This is a genomic window from Vibrio sp. AK197, from assembly GCF_053903115.1.
In genome coordinates, this window is sequence record NZ_CP096430.1 from 2537012 (window position 1) to 2556444 (window position 19433).

Sequence of the window (19433 nt, forward strand, 5' to 3'; positions counted from 1 at the left end):
GCACTATAAACTCATATAAAAACTATGGATATCACTAGGGATTAAGTTTCTCGCGACACATTTCCTGCGAGAGAGAACGGACTCAAACCAGTCGCCTAAACTGGTTTCGATACACATTACAAGGACAACGGCAGAACCAGAACGCAACACAGATGCGCCTAACGTTCTGCCAATAACTGGAAGGATGTATTTATGGTAGATCTAAAACAGGCGCCACAAGGCCTCTATACTCCAGAATTGGAGCATGATGCTTGTGGTATCGGTTTTGTCGCCCACCTAAAAAACCGAAAATCACACCAAGTGCTGACTCAAGCACTGGATATGCTGGCTCGTATGGAACACCGCGGCGGACAAGGTTGCGATCCGTGCAGTGGCGATGGTGCGGGCATTTTATTGCAAAAACCCCATGAGTTTTTGCTTGAAGAGGCACAAAAAGTCGGCATTAAGCTACCTTCTTTTGAGAAATACGGCGTCGGCGTGATGCTATTTCCTCAAGATGAATACCAACGAGCGCAATGTCGTGACATTTTAGAGCGTAACGCCAAACGCCTGGATCTGGATATCCTAGGCTATCGCGTACTGCCAACAGACAACAGCATGCTTGGCCATGATCCACTGACCACAGAACCACAATTCGAACATGTGTTTGTCTCTGGTGGACCAGGCATGTCACCAGAAGAACTTGAGCGTAAACTCTACGTATTACGCAACTACACCGTACGTGTATGTTTGGAAAGCGTGTCCAACATCGGGGATAATTTTTATATTAACTCCATGTCTTACAAGACGATTGTTTATAAAGGCCAGCTCACAACAGAACAAGTTCCGCAATATTTCCTCGAATTGCAAAACCCAACCATGGTCACGGCGCTGGCATTGGTTCACTCACGCTTTTCCACCAACACGTTCCCGAAATGGCGCCTAGCACAGCCTTTCCGTTATATTGCCCACAATGGTGAAATCAACACGGTTCGTGGTAACTTGAACTGGATGAAAGCTCGTGAAGCCATTCTCGATTCACAGCTATTCACACAAGCAGAAATCGATATGTTACTGCCGATCTGTCAAGAAGACAGCTCGGACTCCTCCAACTTCGATATGGTGCTTGAACTGCTTGTTCTTTCAGGTCGTAGCCTTCCTCATGCGCTCATGATGATGATTCCTGAAGCTTGGCAAGAAAATAAAAATATGGATCCGACGCGCCGTGCGTTTTATCAATATCATGCCAACATTATGGAACCTTGGGATGGCCCGGCATCAGTGTGCTTTACCGATGGTGTCCAAGTGGGCGCGACTTTAGACCGTAATGGCTTACGTCCATCTCGCTACACGGTAACCAAAGATGACTTTTTGATCATGGCGTCGGAGTCGGGTGTGGTCGAAATCGCACCGGAAAACGTTGAATACCGAGGTCGTCTGCAACCGGGCCGTATCTTTGTGGCGGATTTAGAACAAGGCCGCATTATCTCTGACGAAGAGATTAAAGATGGCATCGCCTCCGCACAGCCTTACCAGAAGTGGGTCGAAGATAACCTGCTAAGCCTGAAAAAACTGCCGGAAGCGGATAACGCCCACAGCCAACCAAATGCGGAGCGATTGCTTCATCGCCAGTTAGCCTTTGGTGTGAGCAACGAAGAAGTGAATGAGATCATCACGCCAATGACGCGTGACGGTAAAGAACCGTTAAGTGCGATGGGTGCCGACTGGCCTCTAGCCGTGCTTTCTCACCAATCTCAGCACCTTTCCAACTATTTCAAGCAGTTGTTCGCTCAGGTGACCAACCCACCGATCGACCCGATCCGTGAGCGAATGGTGATGTCACTTAACAGCTACATTGGTAAAGACCAAAACTTGCTGTCAGAGTCGCCGGTTCATTGTCGTAAAGTCGAATTAGAATCCCCGGTTATTTCTAACGCTGAGCTTGAAAAGCTGCGCGCAATTGACAATGAACACTTACAAGCCAAAACCTTGGATATTGTATTTCAGGCCAGCGGTGATACCGGTAAGCTTGAGCGAGCATTAAAACGTATTTGCCAATACGCCGAAGATGCCGTCATTGATGGCTACTCCATCCTGCTGTTGAGTGATCGCGCCATCAATTCTAACCATGCAGCGATTCCAGCTATGCTTGCCGTTGGTGCGGTTCACCACCACCTAATTCGTAAAGGCTTGCGCGCGAAATGCGGTATCGTGGTTGAAACAGGTGATGCTCGCGAAACCCATCATTTCGCAACGCTGCTTGGTTATGGCGCCGATGCGGTCAACCCATATTTGGTGATTGAAACTTGCGTAGATTTACAGCGCCGTAAAAAGTTACCGCAAGACCAAACCACAGCCCAACTGTTTGACAGCTATCGTAAAGCGGTCAATGGCGGGCTACTTAAAATCTTCTCAAAAATGGGGATTTCAACCCTGCAATCGTACCAAGGTGCACAAATCTTTGAGGCGCTTGGTATCAGTAAAGCCGTGGTTGATAAATACTTCACAGGCACCGTTACTCGCATTCAAGGTTTGACGTTGGATGAAATTGCTAGAGAAGTAGTCGTGCGTCATCGTGTTGGCTATCCGACTCGAGAAATTCCAGTACAGATGCTGGATGTTGGCGGCGTTTACCAGTGGAAACAACGCGGTGAAAAACACCTGTTTAATCCTGAAACCATTTCTTTGCTGCAGCAATCTACGCGTAACAAAGATTTCGCTCAGTTTAAGCAATACACCCAAGCAGTTGATCAGCAGTTAGATCATGCAGTGACACTGCGTAGCCAGCTCGAATTTGTCAAAAATCCAGCGGGCAGTGTTGCCATCGAAGACGTTGAACCTATTGAAAGTATCGTCAAACGTTTCGCAACAGGGGCGATGTCGTTTGGATCTATCTCCTACGAAGCTCACTCAACACTTGCCGTGGCTATGAACCGCCTTGGCGCCAAGTCAAACTCTGGCGAAGGCGGCGAAGACGCAGCGCGCTTTGAACCTAAAGACAATGGCGATTGGGAGCGCTCTGCGATTAAACAAGTCGCATCAGGTCGCTTTGGTGTAACCTCGTACTACTTGACCAACGCCGACGAGCTGCAAATCAAAATGGCTCAAGGCGCGAAACCTGGTGAAGGGGGTCAATTACCCGGAGATAAAGTCGACGACTGGATCGGCGCAACAAGGCACTCAACGCCAGGGGTTGGTCTCATTTCTCCGCCACCGCACCACGATATCTACTCTATCGAAGATTTAGCCCAGCTGATCTACGATTTGAAAAATGCCAACCGTGCGGGACGCGTCAACGTCAAATTGGTGTCTGAAGCCGGTGTCGGAACCATTGCGTCTGGCGTTGCTAAAGCCAAAGCCGATGTCGTATTGATCGCAGGTTACGATGGCGGTACGGGGGCTTCTCCGATGTCATCGATTCGCCATACCGGTTTACCTTGGGAGCTTGGTCTAGCTGAAACGCATCAAACTCTGCTGAAAAACGGTTTACGTAACCGCATCGTCGTGCAAGCCGATGGTCAAATGAAAACCCCTCGTGATCTGGCGGTAGCGACTTTGCTCGGTGCCGAAGAATGGGGTGTGGCTACAGCCGCGTTAGTGGTAGAAGGCTGTATTATGATGCGTAAATGTCATAAAAACACCTGCCCTGTCGGTATCGCAACTCAAAATAAAACGCTGCGTGAGCGCTTTGATGGCCGCGTCGATGACGTTGTTACCTTCTTCCAATATATGGCTCAAGGGCTGCGTGAAATCATGGCGGAACTTGGCTTTAGAACCGTTGATGAGATGGTTGGACAAGGTCATAAACTGAAAGTCCGTGATGATATCCAGCATTGGAAATATCAACATTTGGATTTGTCACCCATGCTGCATATTGAGCAGCCACGTGAACAAGACGGCGTATACTGCCAAACCCAACAAAACCACCAGCTTGAACATGTGCTTGATAGACAATTAATTCAAGCCGCGGCTCCAGCTTTGGAAATGGGCAAAGCAGTGAATCTAGAATTACCAATTATTAACACCGACCGCTCAGTCGGTACTATGTTGTCCAACGAAATATCCAAGGTCTATAAAGATCAAGGATTACCACAACCAATGAATGTGAAATTCCACGGTTCTGCGGGACAATCGTTTGGCGCATTCCTAGCCAAAGGTGTGACGTTCGAAGTCGAAGGTGACGCGAATGACTACTGGGGTAAAGGGTTATCAGGCGGTACATTGGTTCTGTATCCCAACACCCAATCTAACATCGTTCCAGAAGACAACATTGTCGTTGGTAATGTGTGTTTCTACGGCGCGACCTCTGGTGAATCCTACATTCGTGGTTTAGCCGGCGAGCGTTTCTGTGTACGTAACTCTGGCGCAAAAGTTGTGGTCGAAGGTGTGGGTGACCACGGCTGTGAATACATGACCGGCGGCGTTGCAATTATCCTTGGCTCTACCGGACGCAACTTTGCTGCAGGTATGAGTGGCGGTGTTGCTTATGTTTGGGACAAATCCGGTGACTTTGCATCGAAGTTAAATCCAGAGCTTGTCGATGTTGATCCTATCGAAGCAGAAGATCGTGAACTGCTAAAAGAGATGGTCACCAAACATATGAACTTCACAGGCAGTGAGGTCGCTCAATCGTTCCTTGATAATTTTGAGTCCAGTATGGCATCGATTGTCAAAGTCATGCCTCGTGACTACAAAGCCGCGCTAAAACAGCGTCAACTTCAGGCACAACCAACCGCAGCGGAGGCAGTATAATGGGTAAGCCGACGGGATTTTTAGAGCATGGTCGTGAACTACCGAAGAAAATCGACCCTGCTGAGCGAATTCAAAATAACCAAGAATTTGTACTAAACGACGAGTTTGGTAGCAAAATCAATACACAAGCATCACGCTGCATGGACTGTGGCGTGCCGTTTTGTCACAACGGTTGTCCAATTGGCAACATCATTCCTGAGTTCAATGATGCGGTTTACCGTGACAGCTGGGAAGAGGCATGGACGATCCTAAGCTCGACCAATAACTTTCCAGAGTTTACTGGCCGTGTTTGCCCTGCCCCTTGCGAGAGCTCTTGCGTTCTAGGCATCAACCAGGATCCAATCACCATCTGTAATATCGAGAAAACCATTGTCGAAACCGCCTACCGTGAAGGCTATGCTAAACCAAAGACGCCACGTGCGCGCAGCGGTAAAACCGTGGCAATTATTGGTAGTGGTCCAGCGGGCCTTGCCGCAGCTGAGCAGCTCAATAGTGCTGGGCATAGTGTGACGGTCTTTGAACGCGATGAAAAAGTCGGTGGGTTACTGCGTTTTGGTATCCCAGATTTCAAACTCAGCATGGCCGTCATTGATCGTAAAATAGATCTAATGGCACAAGCGGGTATCGAGTTTAAGGTCAACCAGCACATTGGCGTTGATGTGAATGCACAGCAACTGCGACAAGAATACGATGTCGTTCTGCTGACTGGCGGTTCAACGGTTCCGCGAGATCTACCGATTCCAGGTCGTGCTCTTAATGGCGTCTACTTTGCCATGCAGTTCCTTGGTCAAAATAACCGCCGCGCCAATAAGATGGATCTCAAAACCGATGAGATCCATGCACAAGGTAAACATGTGGTCGTAATTGGCGGCGGCGATACGGGCTCTGACTGCGTCGGTACATCAAACCGTCACGGGGCAGCAAGCATAACTCAAGTAGAAATAATGCCGATGCCACCGGAGAAGCGCCCAGCGAATATGCCTTGGCCGCAATATCCGATGATTCTACGTACATCGACCTCTCATGAGGAAGGTTGTGACCGTCATTGGAATATTTTAACCAAAGAGTTTATTGGCAACGATCAAGGCGAAGTAACAGGGCTACGTATTGCTGATATCGTTTGGCAGGATGCGAAACCTGGTGAACGTCCAAGTTTTGAAGAAGTACCAGGCAGTGAGCGTGTTATTCCATGCGATATGGCTTTCCTTGCGATGGGCTTTTTACACCCAGAACCTCACGGTGTGCTTGCCCAGCTGGATATTAAGCTTGATGAACGTGGTAATGTCGCAACCGATAGCTTCCAAACCAATCAAAAAGGTGTATTTGCCGCGGGGGATATGCGCACAGGACAATCGTTGGTGGTTCGCTGTATCAACGAAGGCCGAGAATGTGCACGGGAAATCGACAGCTACTTAATGGGTAACACCAACTTGGAGGCTAGGGCTAATTCGCTCATGCTATCCGCTTAACCTAAGCAGGCAGTCCATTTTAACGTCTGACAATTGACTGCCTTATCGCTAAATAGACGTAAATTCCTTCCAAAGTTATCTCTTAGACCAGTATATTATGCTGGTCTTTTTTTATAACTGACTAAATAAATGTTGCGACATTGCAACAGTCAAAATCTTATCTGATTGAAATAACAAGACTTATTCAGACAAATTAATGGTAAATCTCAGCTCAGCGTGATATTCCACCAAAAACTTGACCTTTTTCACAATAACCTATAGGTTGTGAAGTCGATGAAAATAAATTCGTCGCAAACCGTTAAATTTATATCGACAAAAACTGAATAAATATACAAAATAATAACAAAATTCAAAATAGTTAGTCATTTCTCTGCCAGGAGCGGCAGGAAGCAAAGGGAGAATTGCAATGGCTCTTTACGATCCTCGTCTTGAAAAAGACAACTGCGGATTTGGCTTAATCGCTCATATGGAAGGTGAACCAAGCCATAAATTGGTTCGTACCGCAATTTCAGCACTTGATCGCATGACCCACCGTGGCGGTATCGCTGCCGATGGAAAAACAGGCGATGGCTGTGGTTTACTCCTTCAAAAGCCCGATTCCTATCTAAGACTCATTGCTAAAGACAATGGTTTTGCTCTTAGCAAACAATACGCTGTGGGGATGATTTTTTTCAGTCAAGACCCAGTAAAAGCACAGTTTGCCAAAGACATTATTAATAAAGAGCTAACGCAAGAAACGTTAACCGTAGCAGGTTGGCGTGAAGTTCCGACCAACCCTGAAGTGTTGGGACCTATCGCAGAATCCTCGCTACCTAATATTCAACAAGTCTTCATTTCCGCCCCCGCCGGTTGGCGTGAGCGTGATATTGAACGCCGCCTGTACATTGCGCGTCGTCGTATCGAGAAGCAAATCACCGATGACAGTGACTTTTACGTGTGTAGCCTTTCTACTCAAGTCATTGTTTATAAAGGTTTGTGTATGCCGGCTGACTTGCCGCGCTTCTACTTAGACTTAGCCGATTTACGCATGGAATCAGCCATTTGTCTGTTCCACCAGCGTTTTTCAACCAATACGCAACCTCGTTGGCCTCTAGCTCAACCGTTCCGCTATCTCGCACACAACGGTGAGATCAATACCATTGAGGGTAACCGCCAATGGGCACGCGCACGTGCTTACAAGTTCTCGTCACCGCTATTACCGGATTTGCAGACCGCTGCGCCGTTTGTCAATGAAACGGGTTCAGATTCCTCCAGCTTAGATAACATGCTGGACCTGTTCCTATCTGGCGGGATGGATCTGTTCCGAGCAATGCGTATGCTTGTGCCGCCAGCATGGCAAAATCACCCAGATATGGACGATGATCTGCGCGCCTTCTATGACTTTAACTCCAAACATATGGAACCATGGGATGGGCCGGCAGGTATCGTACTTTCTGATGGACGCTACGCGGCTTGTAACCTAGACCGTAACGGTCTACGCCCAGCGCGTTATGTCATTACCAAAGACAAATTCATTACTCTGGCTTCTGAAGTCGGTATCTGGAACTACGCGCCTGACGAAGTTGCAGAGAAAGGCCGTGTTGGACCTGGTGAGCTATTGGTGGTCGATACACGCAAAGGTAAGTTGTGGCAATCTGGTGAGATCGATAACGATCTTAAGAGTCGCCACCCGTATAAGGAATGGATGGAGCACAACGTTCGTACGCTCACGCCATTCTCTGAGCTGCCTGACGATAAAGTAGGCCAACGTGAGTTTGATGAAAGCTTGCTGCAAACCTATCAAAAGCAATTTGCGATGACCAACGAAGAGGTTGATCAGGTCCTGCGAGTAATGGGTGATATGGGCCAAGAAGCGGTTGGCTCGATGGGCGACGACACTCCGATGGCGGTGCTGTCTTCCAAAGAACGTTTAGTCACCGACTACTTCCGTCAAAAATTTGCTCAGGTGACCAACCCACCGATTGATCCACTGCGTGAAAAGCACGTAATGTCTCTAGCGACCAGTATTGGTCAAGAGATGAATGTGTTTAACGAAACCGATGGCCACGCCCATCGTGTGACGTTTGAATCACCTGTGCTGCTGTATTCTGATATGCAGCAACTGCTGGCTCTGAGCGATGATCATTATCGTAATACCATTCTAGATATTAATTACGATCCTCAGCAAAAAGATCTGCAGCAAGCGCTCGTCGAATTGTGTGATGAGGCGGAGAAAGTGGTTCGCGAAGGCACGGTCTTGGTCATCCTTTCTGACCGAGCGTTAGTCAAAGGTCGCTTACCGATTCCTGCAGCTATGGCGGTCGGGGCCGTACAAAAACGTCTTGTCGATGCCAACTTACGCTGTGATGCCAATATTGTGGCGGAAACCGGCGCGGCCCGTGATCCGCATCAATTTGCGGTGTTACTTGGCTTTGGTGCAACCGCGATATACCCGTACCTCGCTTATGAAGCATTAGGTAAAGTCATTGACGATGGTGCACTGGACAAAAGCTATCGTGAAGTAATGCAAAACTACCAGTACGGCATCAATAAAGGCTTATACAAAATCATGTCGAAAATGGGCATTTCAACGGTTGCTTCATACCGCTGCTCTCAACTGTTTGAAGCGGTTGGCCTACATCAAGACGTGATTGAGCTGTGTTTTAAAGGCGTTGCTAGCCGAATTCAAGGTGCAAACTTTGATGACTTCCAACAAGACTTGTTTAATTTGGCGCGTAAAGCTTGGGCCAAACGTAAGCCGATCGAACATGGTGGCTTACTCAAGTATGTTCATGGTGGAGAGTATCACGCGTATAACCCGGACGTAGTGAGTACACTGCAAACCGCTGTAAAATCGGGTGAACATGCCGATTATAAGAGTTTCGCCAATAACGTTAATGCTCGCCCAGTTGCGATGTTGCGTGACCTGATGAAACTTAAAAAGGCGCAACAACCGTTAACGCTTGAAAATATCGAACCAAAAACCGAATTATTTAAACGCTTTGACTCCGCAGCAATGTCAATTGGTGCGTTAAGTCCTGAAGCGCACCAGGCGCTAGCGACGGCGATGAACCGCTTAGGGGGTTACTCAAACTCTGGTGAAGGTGGTGAAGATCCTCGCCGCTTTGGTACTGAGCGTAACTCTCGAATCAAACAGGTCGCCTCTGGACGCTTTGGCGTGACGCCACACTACTTAACCAATGCCGATGTTCTACAGATCAAAGTGGCACAAGGTGCAAAACCAGGTGAAGGCGGCCAGCTTCCAGGGCATAAAGTTACGGCAGAAATCGCTAAATTGCGTCACTCAGTACAAGGGGTGACCTTGATTTCTCCACCGCCACACCATGATATCTACTCGATTGAAGATTTGGCGCAGTTGATCTTTGACCTTAAACAGGTCAATCCAAGCGCGCTAGTGTCAGTCAAACTGGTGTCTGAACCCGGTGTTGGTACCATTGCGACAGGGGTGGCGAAAGCCTATGCCGACCTCATTACCATCTCTGGTTACGACGGCGGTACTGCAGCGAGCCCACTAACTTCGGTAAAATACGCAGGCAGCCCTTGGGAACTAGGCCTCGCTGAAACTCAGCAAGCCTTAGTCGCGAATGGGCTACGTCATAAGATTCGCCTTCAAGTCGATGGCGGTCTAAAAACAGGCCTTGATGTGGTCAAAGCCGCTATTCTTGGTGCTGAAAGCTTTGGCTTTGGTACGGCACCGATGGTCGCTATGGGTTGTAAATTCTTGCGTATTTGTCATCTCAACAACTGTGCAACGGGCGTAGCAACACAAGACGAAACACTGCGTAGAGAGTTCTTTAAAGGCTTGCCTGAAATGGTGATGAACTACTTCACCGGTCTTGCGGATGAAGTGCGTGAGTTGCTCGCCGAACTTGGCGTACAAAAACTGACTGACCTCATCGGTCGTACTGACCTACTTGAAGCGGTCGAAGGCATGACAGCGAAACAAACTAAGCTGGATCTGTCCGGTATTTTGGAAGCGCCGGTGTCACCAGAGAACCATCCGTTATTCTGGCATCAACCAAATACACCGTTTGATAAAGCAGAACTCAACAACAAGATTGTTGACGATGCATTGGCCGCCGTAGAGGCGCAAACCTCAGCCAGCTTCTTCTACGACATCATCAACACCGATCGCTCGGTAGGTGCTCGTCTTTCTGGCGAAGTAGCCAAACGCTACGGAAACCAAGGCGTGGCCGCCTCCCCGATTAAGATTCACCTAAACGGAACCGCAGGTCAGTCATTTGGGGTTTGGAATGCCGGTGGTGTTGAGCTTTATCTCACTGGTGATGCCAACGACTACGTCGGTAAAGGCATGGCCGGTGGTAAGATTGTGATTAAACCGCACCTTGGCACGGCGTTTAAGTGTAACGAAGCGACCATTGTTGGTAATACCTGTCTCTATGGCGCAACCGGCGGCAAACTGTTTGCCGCAGGTAAAGCAGGCGAACGTTTTGGTGTGCGTAACTCAGGCACGATTTCAGTGATTGAAGGCGCGGGTGACAACGCTTGTGAATACATGACCGGCGGTATTGTGGCCATTCTTGGCGCGACCGGGGTTAACTTTGGCGCTGGCATGACAGGCGGTTTTGCTTATGTCATGGATGAAAATGACGACTTCCAAGGTCGAGTGAATAACGAATCGGTTGAAGCCATTGCGCTATCGGATTTGTATATTCACCAAGAACATTTGCGTGGCTTAATTGCTGAGCACCTTGAGGAAACGGGTTCTGTTCACGCAGAAAAAATCCTAGCTAACTTTGATGAATGGATTCCAAAGTTCTATCTCGTTAAACCTCAAGCAGCAGACCTCAACACCTTGTTGGGGCATCAAAGCCGTAGCGCGGCCGAACTGCGCGTTCAAGCACAATAAGAATTGGAAGGAGCCAAAGCAAATGAGCCAGAATGTATACCAATTTATCGATGTTCAGCGCGTAGATCCGGCTAAAAAGCCTATTGATGTGCGTAAAATCGAGTTTGTCGAAATCTATGAACCCTTTACTAAGCAACAAGCGACCGCGCAAGCGGATCGCTGCTTAGACTGTGGTAACCCATACTGTGAGTGGAAATGTCCGGTTCATAACTACATTCCTCAATGGTTAAAACTGGCCAATGAAGGACGTATTTTAGAAGCGGTAGAGCTTTCTCACCAAACCAACAGCCTGCCTGAGGTTTGTGGGCGCGTATGCCCACAAGATCGCCTGTGTGAAGGCTCATGTACTCTAAATGATGACTTCGGTGCGGTCACCATCGGTAATGTTGAAAAGTACATCACCGACAAAGCGTTTGAAATGGGCTGGAAACCAGACATGTCTCATGTTGAGTGGACAGATAAGAAAGTCGCAATTATCGGCGCGGGCCCTGCTGGCCTCGCCGCAGCGGATGTTCTTGTTCGAAACGGCGTGAAACCTGTCGTGTTCGATCGCTATCCAGAAATTGGTGGCTTGCTGACATTTGGAATTCCCTCATTCAAGCTCGAAAAAGGAGTGATGGAAAATCGCCGTCGCATCTTTAGTGAGATGGGTGTTGAGTTTCGTATGAATGTCGAAGTGGGTAAAGACGTGGAGATGCAGCAGCTACTCGATGAGTACGATGCCGTATTTCTTGGCGTAGGGACTTATAAATACATGCGTGCAGGGCTGGAAAACGAAGATGCAAATGGCGTTTATGACGCTCTGCCATTTTTGGTTTCTAATACCTACAAAGTAATGGATTTGGAACACGACCAACCGTTCATTGATATGGCGGGTAAAAAAGTCGTCGTACTCGGTGGTGGTGATACCGCGATGGACTGTGTTCGTACATCGATTCGTCAAGGCGCATCAAACGTAATTTGTGCCTATCGTCGAGACGAAGAGAATATGCCGGGCTCACGCCGAGAAGTTAAAAACGCGAAGGAAGAAGGCGTAGACTTTATGTTTAACCTGCAACCTTTGGCCATTGAGGTTAACTCCGCAGGGCAAGTTTCAGGCGTGAAAGTGGTGAAAACCGCACTGGGTGAAGCGGATGAAGCGGGCCGACGCCGTCCTCAACCGGTTGAAGGCAGTGAGCATGTGTTAGATGCGGATGCGGTCATTATGGCGTTTGGTTTCCAACCGCACCAAATGTCTTGGTTAGAACCGTTTGATGTAAAACTGGATCAATGGGGACGCATTCAAGCTCCTGTGAGCCAAGAGTTTATGTACCAAACCTCTAATCCAAAAATCTTCGCTGGCGGCGATGCAGTTCGTGGGTCAGATCTCGTCGTGACAGCCATTGATGAAGGTCGTAAGGCGGCTGACGGAATTTTAGACTTTCTCGACGTCTAACTCATTCAAAAGCCGTTATACTAAAAGGGATGCCGAGTGCATCCCTTTTTGTTTGTGAAACCCAAGGACAGTGATGAAATACCCCCTGATATTTTCGGTGCTACTGTTAACAGCGTGCAGCCAGACGCCGGATCAAATAGCGGATCGCAGCGCAACGCTTTGTCCGGATAGCCCGAACTGTGTTTCAACCCAGGATAGCCGAGAGTCTCATCACTTAGCGCCTTTTTTACTAACCGAGAGCGCAACCTTAGACCAAATACAGCAGGTAGCGACCACACTTCCTCGAGCGAAAACAGCGGTCAAGCAAGCAGACTACCTGCGTATCGAATACACGTCTTTGGTGTTTCGCTTCGTTGATGACTTAGAATTAAGGATATCTGGTAGGGAACTTTGGGTGCGCTCTCAATCTCGAGTCGGCTATTATGATTTTGGCGTTAACCGTCAGCGAGCAGAAGCCTTAAGAGATTCATTGCAACAAGCTCAACTAATTGAGTAATCGTAAGCATAAAAAAACCGAAGCCTTGGCTTCGGTTTTAAGTATCTATTCTTGCTCTTCACGAAACACAACGAGCCGTTTCGGGGCAATTTTGCCATCATCATTCATTTCACCAACACCAATGAATAACTTTTCATTGCCGGAGGTAAGGCGTACCTGACCTTGAGTCGGTGCGCCAAACACCTGTACAGGCTGACCATGTTGAATGAGATCGGTAAGCTCAGCATTAACGTTCACTTCTGGCAGCGCTTGAACGGCAGTATCCATTGGTAACAACAAAGGATCAAGAAGAGACTTTGGCGCAATCTCCTGGCTCTGAGCTTGTTCCAACAACTCATTTAACTGTTCAAGCGTTACCATACTTTCGTAAGGATAATTGGCGACGCCAGTACGGCGCAGCATGGTGACATGAGCGCCACAGCCAAGCATCTCACCCAAGTCATCGACGATAGTGCGAATATACGTTCCTTTCGAACAGTGCACTTCCATTTCAACTTCATCACCTTCAAAACGATGAAGCGCAATATCGTACACCGTGATTTTTCGCGATTCACGTGGCACTTCTATCCCCTGACGAGCATACTCATACAGAGGCTTTCCTTGATATTTCAGCGCCGAAAACATCGATGGTACTTGATCCGTTTCTCCGCGAAACTTTTCAATGCAAGCCATTAATGTTTCTAGGTCAACACTCACTGGACGTGTTTCGACCACATCACCATCGGAATCCGACGTGTCGGTGCGCTCACCCAATTTCGCAATCACGCGATAGCGTTTATCGGAATCAAGTAAAAACTGAGAAAACTTAGTGGCTTCACCCAAACAAATGGGCAACATACCAGTTGCAAGAGGATCCAGTGCACCAGTATGCCCTGCCTTTTCGGCAAAATAGATACGCTTTACTTTTTGAAGCGCATCATTTGAAGAGATGCCTGTCGGCTTATCAAGGAGCACAACACCATTAATTGGACGACCTTTGCGACGACGAGCCATTACTCTTGATCCTCATTCCCTGAATCTTTGTGCTTGAGCTTATCTTGATGAACCACTTCCGTCACCAAGTTAGACATACGCATCCCTTCCACCAAGGTATTATCGTAATGGAAACGAATCTCGGGCGTTAAACGTAAGCGAATACGTTTTCCAAGCATCATGCGCACATGTGCTTCATGCTCGCGCAGTGCGGATAAACACGACTCAGGCGTTTGTTCACCCACACATAAGAAAGTGACAAACACTTTGGCGTAGGCAAGGTCACGCGATACTTCTACATCAGAAATGGTCACCATTCCTAAACGAGAGTCACGGACTTCGCGTTGAAGAATCATCGCGAGTTCTTTTTGCAACTGCTGCGCTACGCGCTGCGTGCGGCTAAATTCTTTTGACATATCTTTACTCACTTAATACTTAGCGCGGCAAAAATTATGCGCCTAAGTAACGAAAGAATGGGGGGATGGTAAAAACCAGCCCCCCATGGTGTATTCAACAACCAATCACTGTATGACAGTAATTTTAGTCAATTAGTCGAGTGTACGTACCACTTCAACAATTTCGAAGACTTCGATTTGGTCACCAACGCGAACATCATTGTAGTTCTTAACGCCGATACCACATTCGTAGCCATTCTTAACTTCTTGTACGTCGTCTTTAAAGCGGCGAAGTGATTCAAGCTCACCTTCATAAATAACCACGTTATCGCGTAGAACACGAATTGGGTTATTACGCTTAATCAGACCTTCTGTAACCATACAACCAGCGATAGCACCAAGTTTAGGCGACTTAAACACGTCACGAACTTCAGCAAGACCAATGATCTCTTGCTTGAATTCTGGTGCCAACATACCACTCATCGCTTGCTTCACTTCATCAATCAATTGGTAGATGATTGAGTAGTAGCGAAGGTCAAGGCTTTCAGCTTCGATAGTACGGCGTGCTGATGCATCGGCACGAACGTTAAAGCCAAGAATGATTGCATTCGATGCGGCTGCCAATACGGCATCAGTCTCGGTAATACCACCAACACCAGAACCAACGATGTTCACTTTAACTTCTTCAGTCGACAGTTTCACGAGTGAGTCAGCAATCGCTTCAACCGAACCTTGAACGTCGGCTTTCAGTACGATATTTAGCTCAGCAACGTCACCTGCCGCCATGTTCGAGAACATGTTCTCTAGTTTCGATTTCTGCTGACGAGCAAGTTTCACTTCACGGAACTTACCTTGACGGTAGTTTGCAACTTCACGCGCTTTACGCTCGTCACGAACGACTGTCGCTTCATCACCAGAAGCCGGAACACCAGAAAGACCTAAAATCTCAACTGGAATCGATGGACCCGCTTCAGACACTTCATTACCAGTTTCGTCACGCATCGCACGAACACGTCCGTATTCCTGACCACAAAGGACAATATCACCCTTGTGAAGGGTACCAGATTGAACCAGTACCGTTGCAACCGGACCACGACCTTTATCAAGGCGAGATTCAACCACAACGCCAGAAGCCATACCGTCAGCAACCGCTGTCAGTTCAAGAACTTCTGCTTGAAGAAGAATCGATTCAAGTAGACCATCGATATTAGTACCTTGTTTCGCAGAGATGTGAACGAAGATGTTCTCACCGCCCCACTCTTCAGGAATAACATCGTATTGTGCAAGTTCATTCTTCACGTTGTCTGGGTTTGCGCCTTCTTTATCGATCTTGTTCACTGCGATGATAAGAGGAACTTCCGCGGCTTTCGCGTGTTGAATGGCTTCCACAGTTTGAGGCATAACACCGTCGTCTGCTGCAACAACAAGTACAACGATATCTGTTGCTTGAGCACCACGAGCACGCATTGCGGTAAACGCCGCGTGTCCAGGAGTATCCAAGAAAGTGATCATGCCGTTGTCAGTTTCTACATGGTAAGCACCGATGTGCTGCGTAATACCACCCGCTTCACCAGAAGCAACGTGTGTACGACGAATGTAGTCCAACGTTGATGTTTTACCGTGGTCAACGTGACCCATAATAGTAACCACTGGTGCACGTGAAACGGCCTCTGCAGTGTCATCACCACGGTCTTGCATCACTGACTCTTCCAACTCATTCTCTTTGCGAAGAATAACCTTATGGCCCATTTCTTCAGCAACAAGCTGAGCAGTTTCTTGGTCAATGACTTGGTTAATGGTAGCCATCGCGCCCATCTTCATCATCACTTTGATAACTTCAGTGCCTTTTACTGACATCTTTTGTGCTAGCTCAGAAACCACGATGGTTTCGCCAATCACAACATCAGATTTTGCGACCGTTGCTGTTTTATCAAAGCCATGTTGCATTGAAGCAGGCTTAGCAAGCTTACCTTTACGGCCTCGGCCGCGAGTGTTGTTACGACCACCGCGTTCTTGCTCGTCGTTTTTAGAAGAAGATTTTTTCTTCTTCTTATTGCTAGTACGACGAGAGGCTTCTTCACGACGGTCTGCTTCATCTTCGGCTTCACGTGCATATTGTGAAGTCGTTACATGGTAATCTGTATCTTCCATATCACCCTTTTTCTTTTCTTCCGCAGACCAACGCTCATTATTTTTTTCGGCCAGTTCGCGAGCTTCCTCTAGCTTGCGTTGGCTTTCTTCTTCGGCTTTTCGCTTAGCTTCTTCTTCCTGACGGCGTTTAAGCTCTTGTGCCTCTTTTTGCGCTGCTTCTTGCTTAGATTTATCTTCAGCGGTACTCTGATCAGCATCAGCTGAACGTTGTTTCGCTTTTCCTTCAGCTTCACGCTTCGCCTTTTCTTCAGCTTCGCGTTTCGCCTTCTCTTCAGCTTCACGCTTCGCTGCTTCTTCAGCTTCACGTTTCGCCTGCTCTTCAGCTTCGCGCTTCGCTGCTTCTTCAGCTTCGCGTTTTGCTGTTTCTTCCGCTTCACGTTTTGCCGCTTCTTCAGCTTCACGTTTCGCTTCATCTTCGATTGCACTACGTTTTACGTATGTACGTTTCTTACGTACTTCAACCTGAACATTCTTACTCTTACCGCCACCCGCATTCACACTGAGTGTGCTTCGAGTTTTACGTTGCAGAGTTAAACGAGTAGGACCAGACTCATTTGAGCTGTCACCGTGTTCTTTCTTTAGATGAGTGAGTAGTTTTTGCTTCTCATCGTCAGAAACAGCATCGCCACTCGCTTTTTTCATCCCCGCATCAGCAAGTTGTTCTAATAAGCGGTCGATTGGCGTACCAATCTCTTCACTGAGTGTTTGAACTGTTCTTTGTGTCATGCCGCTTCCTCCCCCTTGCTGAAATAATTATGCGTCTTCGCCGAACCAACAAATGTTGCGAGCTGCCATGATAAGTTCACCAGCACGCTCTTCGGTTAGACCTTCAATGCCTTCTAGATCGTCGATGCCCTGATCAGCGAGATCTTCAAGTGTTGCAACACCTTTCGCCGCCAATTTGTAAGCCATCTCGCGCTCGAGGCCATCAAGAGCTAAAAGGTCATCAGCAGGCTCTACGCCTTCAAATGATTCTTCTTGAGCAAGTGCAATTGTGGTTAACGCATCTTTTGCACGGGTACGTAGCTCTTCGACTAGCTCTTCGTTAAGGCCGTCGACTTCAAGTAGCTCGTTTACAGGTACATAAGCGATTTCTTCTAATGTAGAGAATCCTTCTTCAACCAGTAACTCGGCAAAGTCTTCTTCAATATCGAGGTACTTCATGAAGTTTTCAAGCGATGCTTGAGATTCTTCTGCATGTTTCTTTTGTAGATCTTCAACAGTCATTACGTTCAGTTCCCAACCAGACAGTTGAGATGCCAAACGAACGTTTTGACCATTACGCCCAATCGCTTGAGCTAAGTTATCGGCTTCAACCGCGATATCCATTGAGTGCGCATCTTCATCAACGATGATAGAAGCCACATCAGCAGGTGCCATTGCATTGATAACAAATTGCGCTGGGTTATCATCCCACAGCACGATATCAATACGCTCACCGCCAAGTTCACCAGAAACCGCTTGAACACGAGCGCCACGCATACCAACACACGCACCAACAGGGTCAATACGACGGTCGTTAGTTTTTACTGCAATTTTCGCACGTGAACCAGGGTCACGAGCAGCGCCTTTCAGTTCGATGATTTCTTCAGCGATCTCAGGAACTTCCACTCGGAATAGTTCAGCCAACATTTCTGGCTTTGAACGAGTAACAAACAGTTGGAAACCGCGTGCTTCAGGACGAACTGCGTAAAGCAGGCCACGAACACGGTCACCAGGACGGAAGTTTTCACGCGGTAGTTGATCGTCACGTAAAATCACGGCTTCGGCGTTATTACCTAAATCGAGAATAATGGTATCACGATTCACTTTCTTCACCGCACCAGTCACCAATTCACCTTCATTGTCGATGAATTGTTCGACGATTTGCGCACGCTCAGCTTCGCGTACTTTTTGTACAATAACCTGTTTTGCTGTCTGAGTAGTGATACGATCGAACGTTACAGATTCAATCTCATCCTCGACATAATCACCAAGTTGCACAGTCTCATCATCATACTGAGCAGCTTCAAGTGAAATCTCTTTGGTTGGGAACTCAACTTCCTCAACCACTAACCAACGACGGAAAGTTTCGAATTCACCGGTTTTACGATCGATCGCAACGCGCACATCGATTTCGAATTCATGTTTCTTCTTAGTCGATGTTGCTAGGGCAATTTCTAACGCTTCAAAAATACGCTCACGAGGTACGCCTTTTTCGTTGGATACCGCTTCTGCAACCGCTAAAATCTCTTTACTCATTTTAATTAGCCTCTTCAGCTCTTTTCTCTAGGAGAACTAAAATTTAGGGATCAGGTTCGCTTTGGAAATATTGCTTAGAGCAAATTGCTCTTCTTGGCCGTCAACCTGGACAGTAATCATCTCGCCATCAACGGCTTGAATAATCCCTTTCCATTTACGACGATTGCCAACAGCCATTTTCAATACGATGCTTACCTCGTGACCAATAAACTGTTGATAGTGTGCTGGCTTGAAAAGTGGTCGTTCTAAACCTGGTGAAGACACTTCTAGGTTGTAAGCCACTGAGATTGGATCTTCAACATCTAGAACCGCACTTGCTTGATGACTAACTTCAGCACAATCATCAACCGTAATACCATTCTCATGATCGATAAAAAGACGCAATGTTGAGTGCTCGCCAGCACGAATAAATTCTAATCCAACTAACTCATATCCAGCTGCTGAAACCGGAGCTTCAAGCAATTCAGTAAGTTGTCTTTCTAAACCAGTCATTTAAACCACTCCAGAAACAAAAAAAGGGCTCAGAGCCCAATCTAAATACCAAGCAACTATCCGATTTAAGAAAATCAGATAACAAAAAACCCCGATAGTCGGGGTTTTTTGTTGCTGGACCCTGAATGTTAAGTGACATTTCACTTAACCCGCAGCGGGTTAGCACTGCGCAAACTTGCCC

The 19433-nt window shown here is 47.5% G+C and carries 10 protein-coding genes; 5 read left to right on the plus strand and 5 right to left on the minus strand.

Annotation, left to right across the window (positions count from 1 at the left end):
* Positions 1 to 192: 192 nt before the first annotated feature.
* The 5 genes from gltB (M1D72_RS18850) (at position 193) to M1D72_RS18870 (ending at position 13001) form a co-directional block, all read left to right on the plus strand.
* Positions 193 to 4731, plus strand: coding sequence for a glutamate synthase large subunit (gene gltB / locus M1D72_RS18850; RefSeq protein ID WP_456296176.1), 4539 nt, complete (start codon positions 193 to 195; stop codon positions 4729 to 4731).
* Positions 4731 to 6200 (plus strand): glutamate synthase subunit beta, encoded by a 1470-nt coding sequence (locus M1D72_RS18855; RefSeq protein ID WP_456296177.1) that lies wholly within the window; start codon positions 4731 to 4733, stop codon positions 6198 to 6200. Before gltB (M1D72_RS18850) ends, M1D72_RS18855 begins: the two co-directional genes overlap by 1 nt.
* A gap of 406 nt (positions 6201 to 6606) precedes the next feature.
* A complete protein-coding gene (gene gltB / locus M1D72_RS18860) occupies positions 6607 to 11070 on the plus strand; it encodes a glutamate synthase large subunit (protein ID WP_456296178.1) in 4464 nt (1487 codons plus the stop codon).
* Positions 11071 to 11092: 22 nt separating this feature from the next.
* Positions 11093 to 12505: an FAD-dependent oxidoreductase gene (locus M1D72_RS18865; protein WP_456296179.1), complete on the plus strand. Its 1413-nt coding sequence runs from the start codon at positions 11093 to 11095 to the stop codon at positions 12503 to 12505.
* 73 nt (positions 12506 to 12578) lie between these two features.
* Complete coding sequence (locus M1D72_RS18870) at positions 12579 to 13001, plus strand: DUF1499 domain-containing protein (protein ID WP_456296180.1); 423 nt, start codon at positions 12579 to 12581, stop codon at positions 12999 to 13001.
* A 45-nt stretch (positions 13002 to 13046) separates the two neighbouring features.
* Here the strand turns inward: M1D72_RS18870 and truB are convergent, their stop codons facing one another.
* The 5 genes from truB to rimP all read right to left on the minus strand — a co-directional run bounded on the left by truB (position 13047) and on the right by rimP (position 19252).
* Entirely contained in the window at positions 13047 to 13994 is a 948-nt protein-coding gene (truB, locus tag M1D72_RS18875; RefSeq protein WP_456296181.1) for a tRNA pseudouridine(55) synthase TruB, read from the minus strand.
* Positions 13994 to 14389: a 30S ribosome-binding factor RbfA gene (rbfA, locus tag M1D72_RS18880; protein ID WP_456296182.1), complete on the minus strand. Its 396-nt coding sequence runs from the start codon at positions 14387 to 14389 to the stop codon at positions 13994 to 13996. The genes truB and rbfA overlap by 1 nt, the downstream gene beginning before the upstream one ends.
* A gap of 132 nt (positions 14390 to 14521) precedes the next feature.
* Positions 14522 to 17245, minus strand: a complete 2724-nt coding sequence (infB, locus tag M1D72_RS18885; protein ID WP_456296183.1) for a translation initiation factor IF-2 — start codon at positions 17243 to 17245, stop codon at positions 14522 to 14524.
* A 27-nt stretch (positions 17246 to 17272) separates the two neighbouring features.
* Positions 17273 to 18760 carry a transcription termination factor NusA gene (gene nusA, locus M1D72_RS18890; RefSeq protein WP_390193551.1) on the minus strand — a complete coding sequence of 496 codons (1488 nt, stop codon included), beginning with the start codon at positions 18758 to 18760 and terminating at the stop codon, positions 17273 to 17275.
* A 36-nt stretch (positions 18761 to 18796) separates the two neighbouring features.
* On the minus strand, positions 18797 to 19252 hold the full coding sequence (gene rimP / locus M1D72_RS18895; RefSeq protein WP_390193553.1) for a ribosome maturation factor RimP: 456 nt from the start codon (positions 19250 to 19252) through the stop codon (positions 18797 to 18799).
* Positions 19253 to 19433: the final 181 nt, after the last annotated feature.

Coding starts and splice junctions, on each gene's coding strand:
- M1D72_RS18870 (WP_456296180.1), top strand. CDS start 12,579: ATGAAATACCCCCTGATATTTTCGGTGCTACTGTTAACAGCGTGCAGC.
- gltB (WP_456296178.1), top strand. CDS start 6,607: ATGGCTCTTTACGATCCTCGTCTTGAAAAAGACAACTGCGGATTTGGC.
- M1D72_RS18855 (WP_456296177.1), top strand. CDS start 4,731: ATGGGTAAGCCGACGGGATTTTTAGAGCATGGTCGTGAACTACCGAAG.
- M1D72_RS18865 (WP_456296179.1), top strand. CDS start 11,093: ATGAGCCAGAATGTATACCAATTTATCGATGTTCAGCGCGTAGATCCG.
- rbfA (WP_456296182.1), bottom strand. CDS start 14,389: ATGTCAAAAGAATTTAGCCGCACGCAGCGCGTAGCGCAGCAGTTGCAA.
- infB (WP_456296183.1), bottom strand. CDS start 17,245: ATGACACAAAGAACAGTTCAAACACTCAGTGAAGAGATTGGTACGCCA.
- truB (WP_456296181.1), bottom strand. CDS start 13,994: ATGGCTCGTCGTCGCAAAGGTCGTCCAATTAATGGTGTTGTGCTCCTT.
- gltB (WP_456296176.1), top strand. CDS start 193: ATGGTAGATCTAAAACAGGCGCCACAAGGCCTCTATACTCCAGAATTG.
- nusA (WP_390193551.1), bottom strand. CDS start 18,760: ATGAGTAAAGAGATTTTAGCGGTTGCAGAAGCGGTATCCAACGAAAAA.
- rimP (WP_390193553.1), bottom strand. CDS start 19,252: ATGACTGGTTTAGAAAGACAACTTACTGAATTGCTTGAAGCTCCGGTT.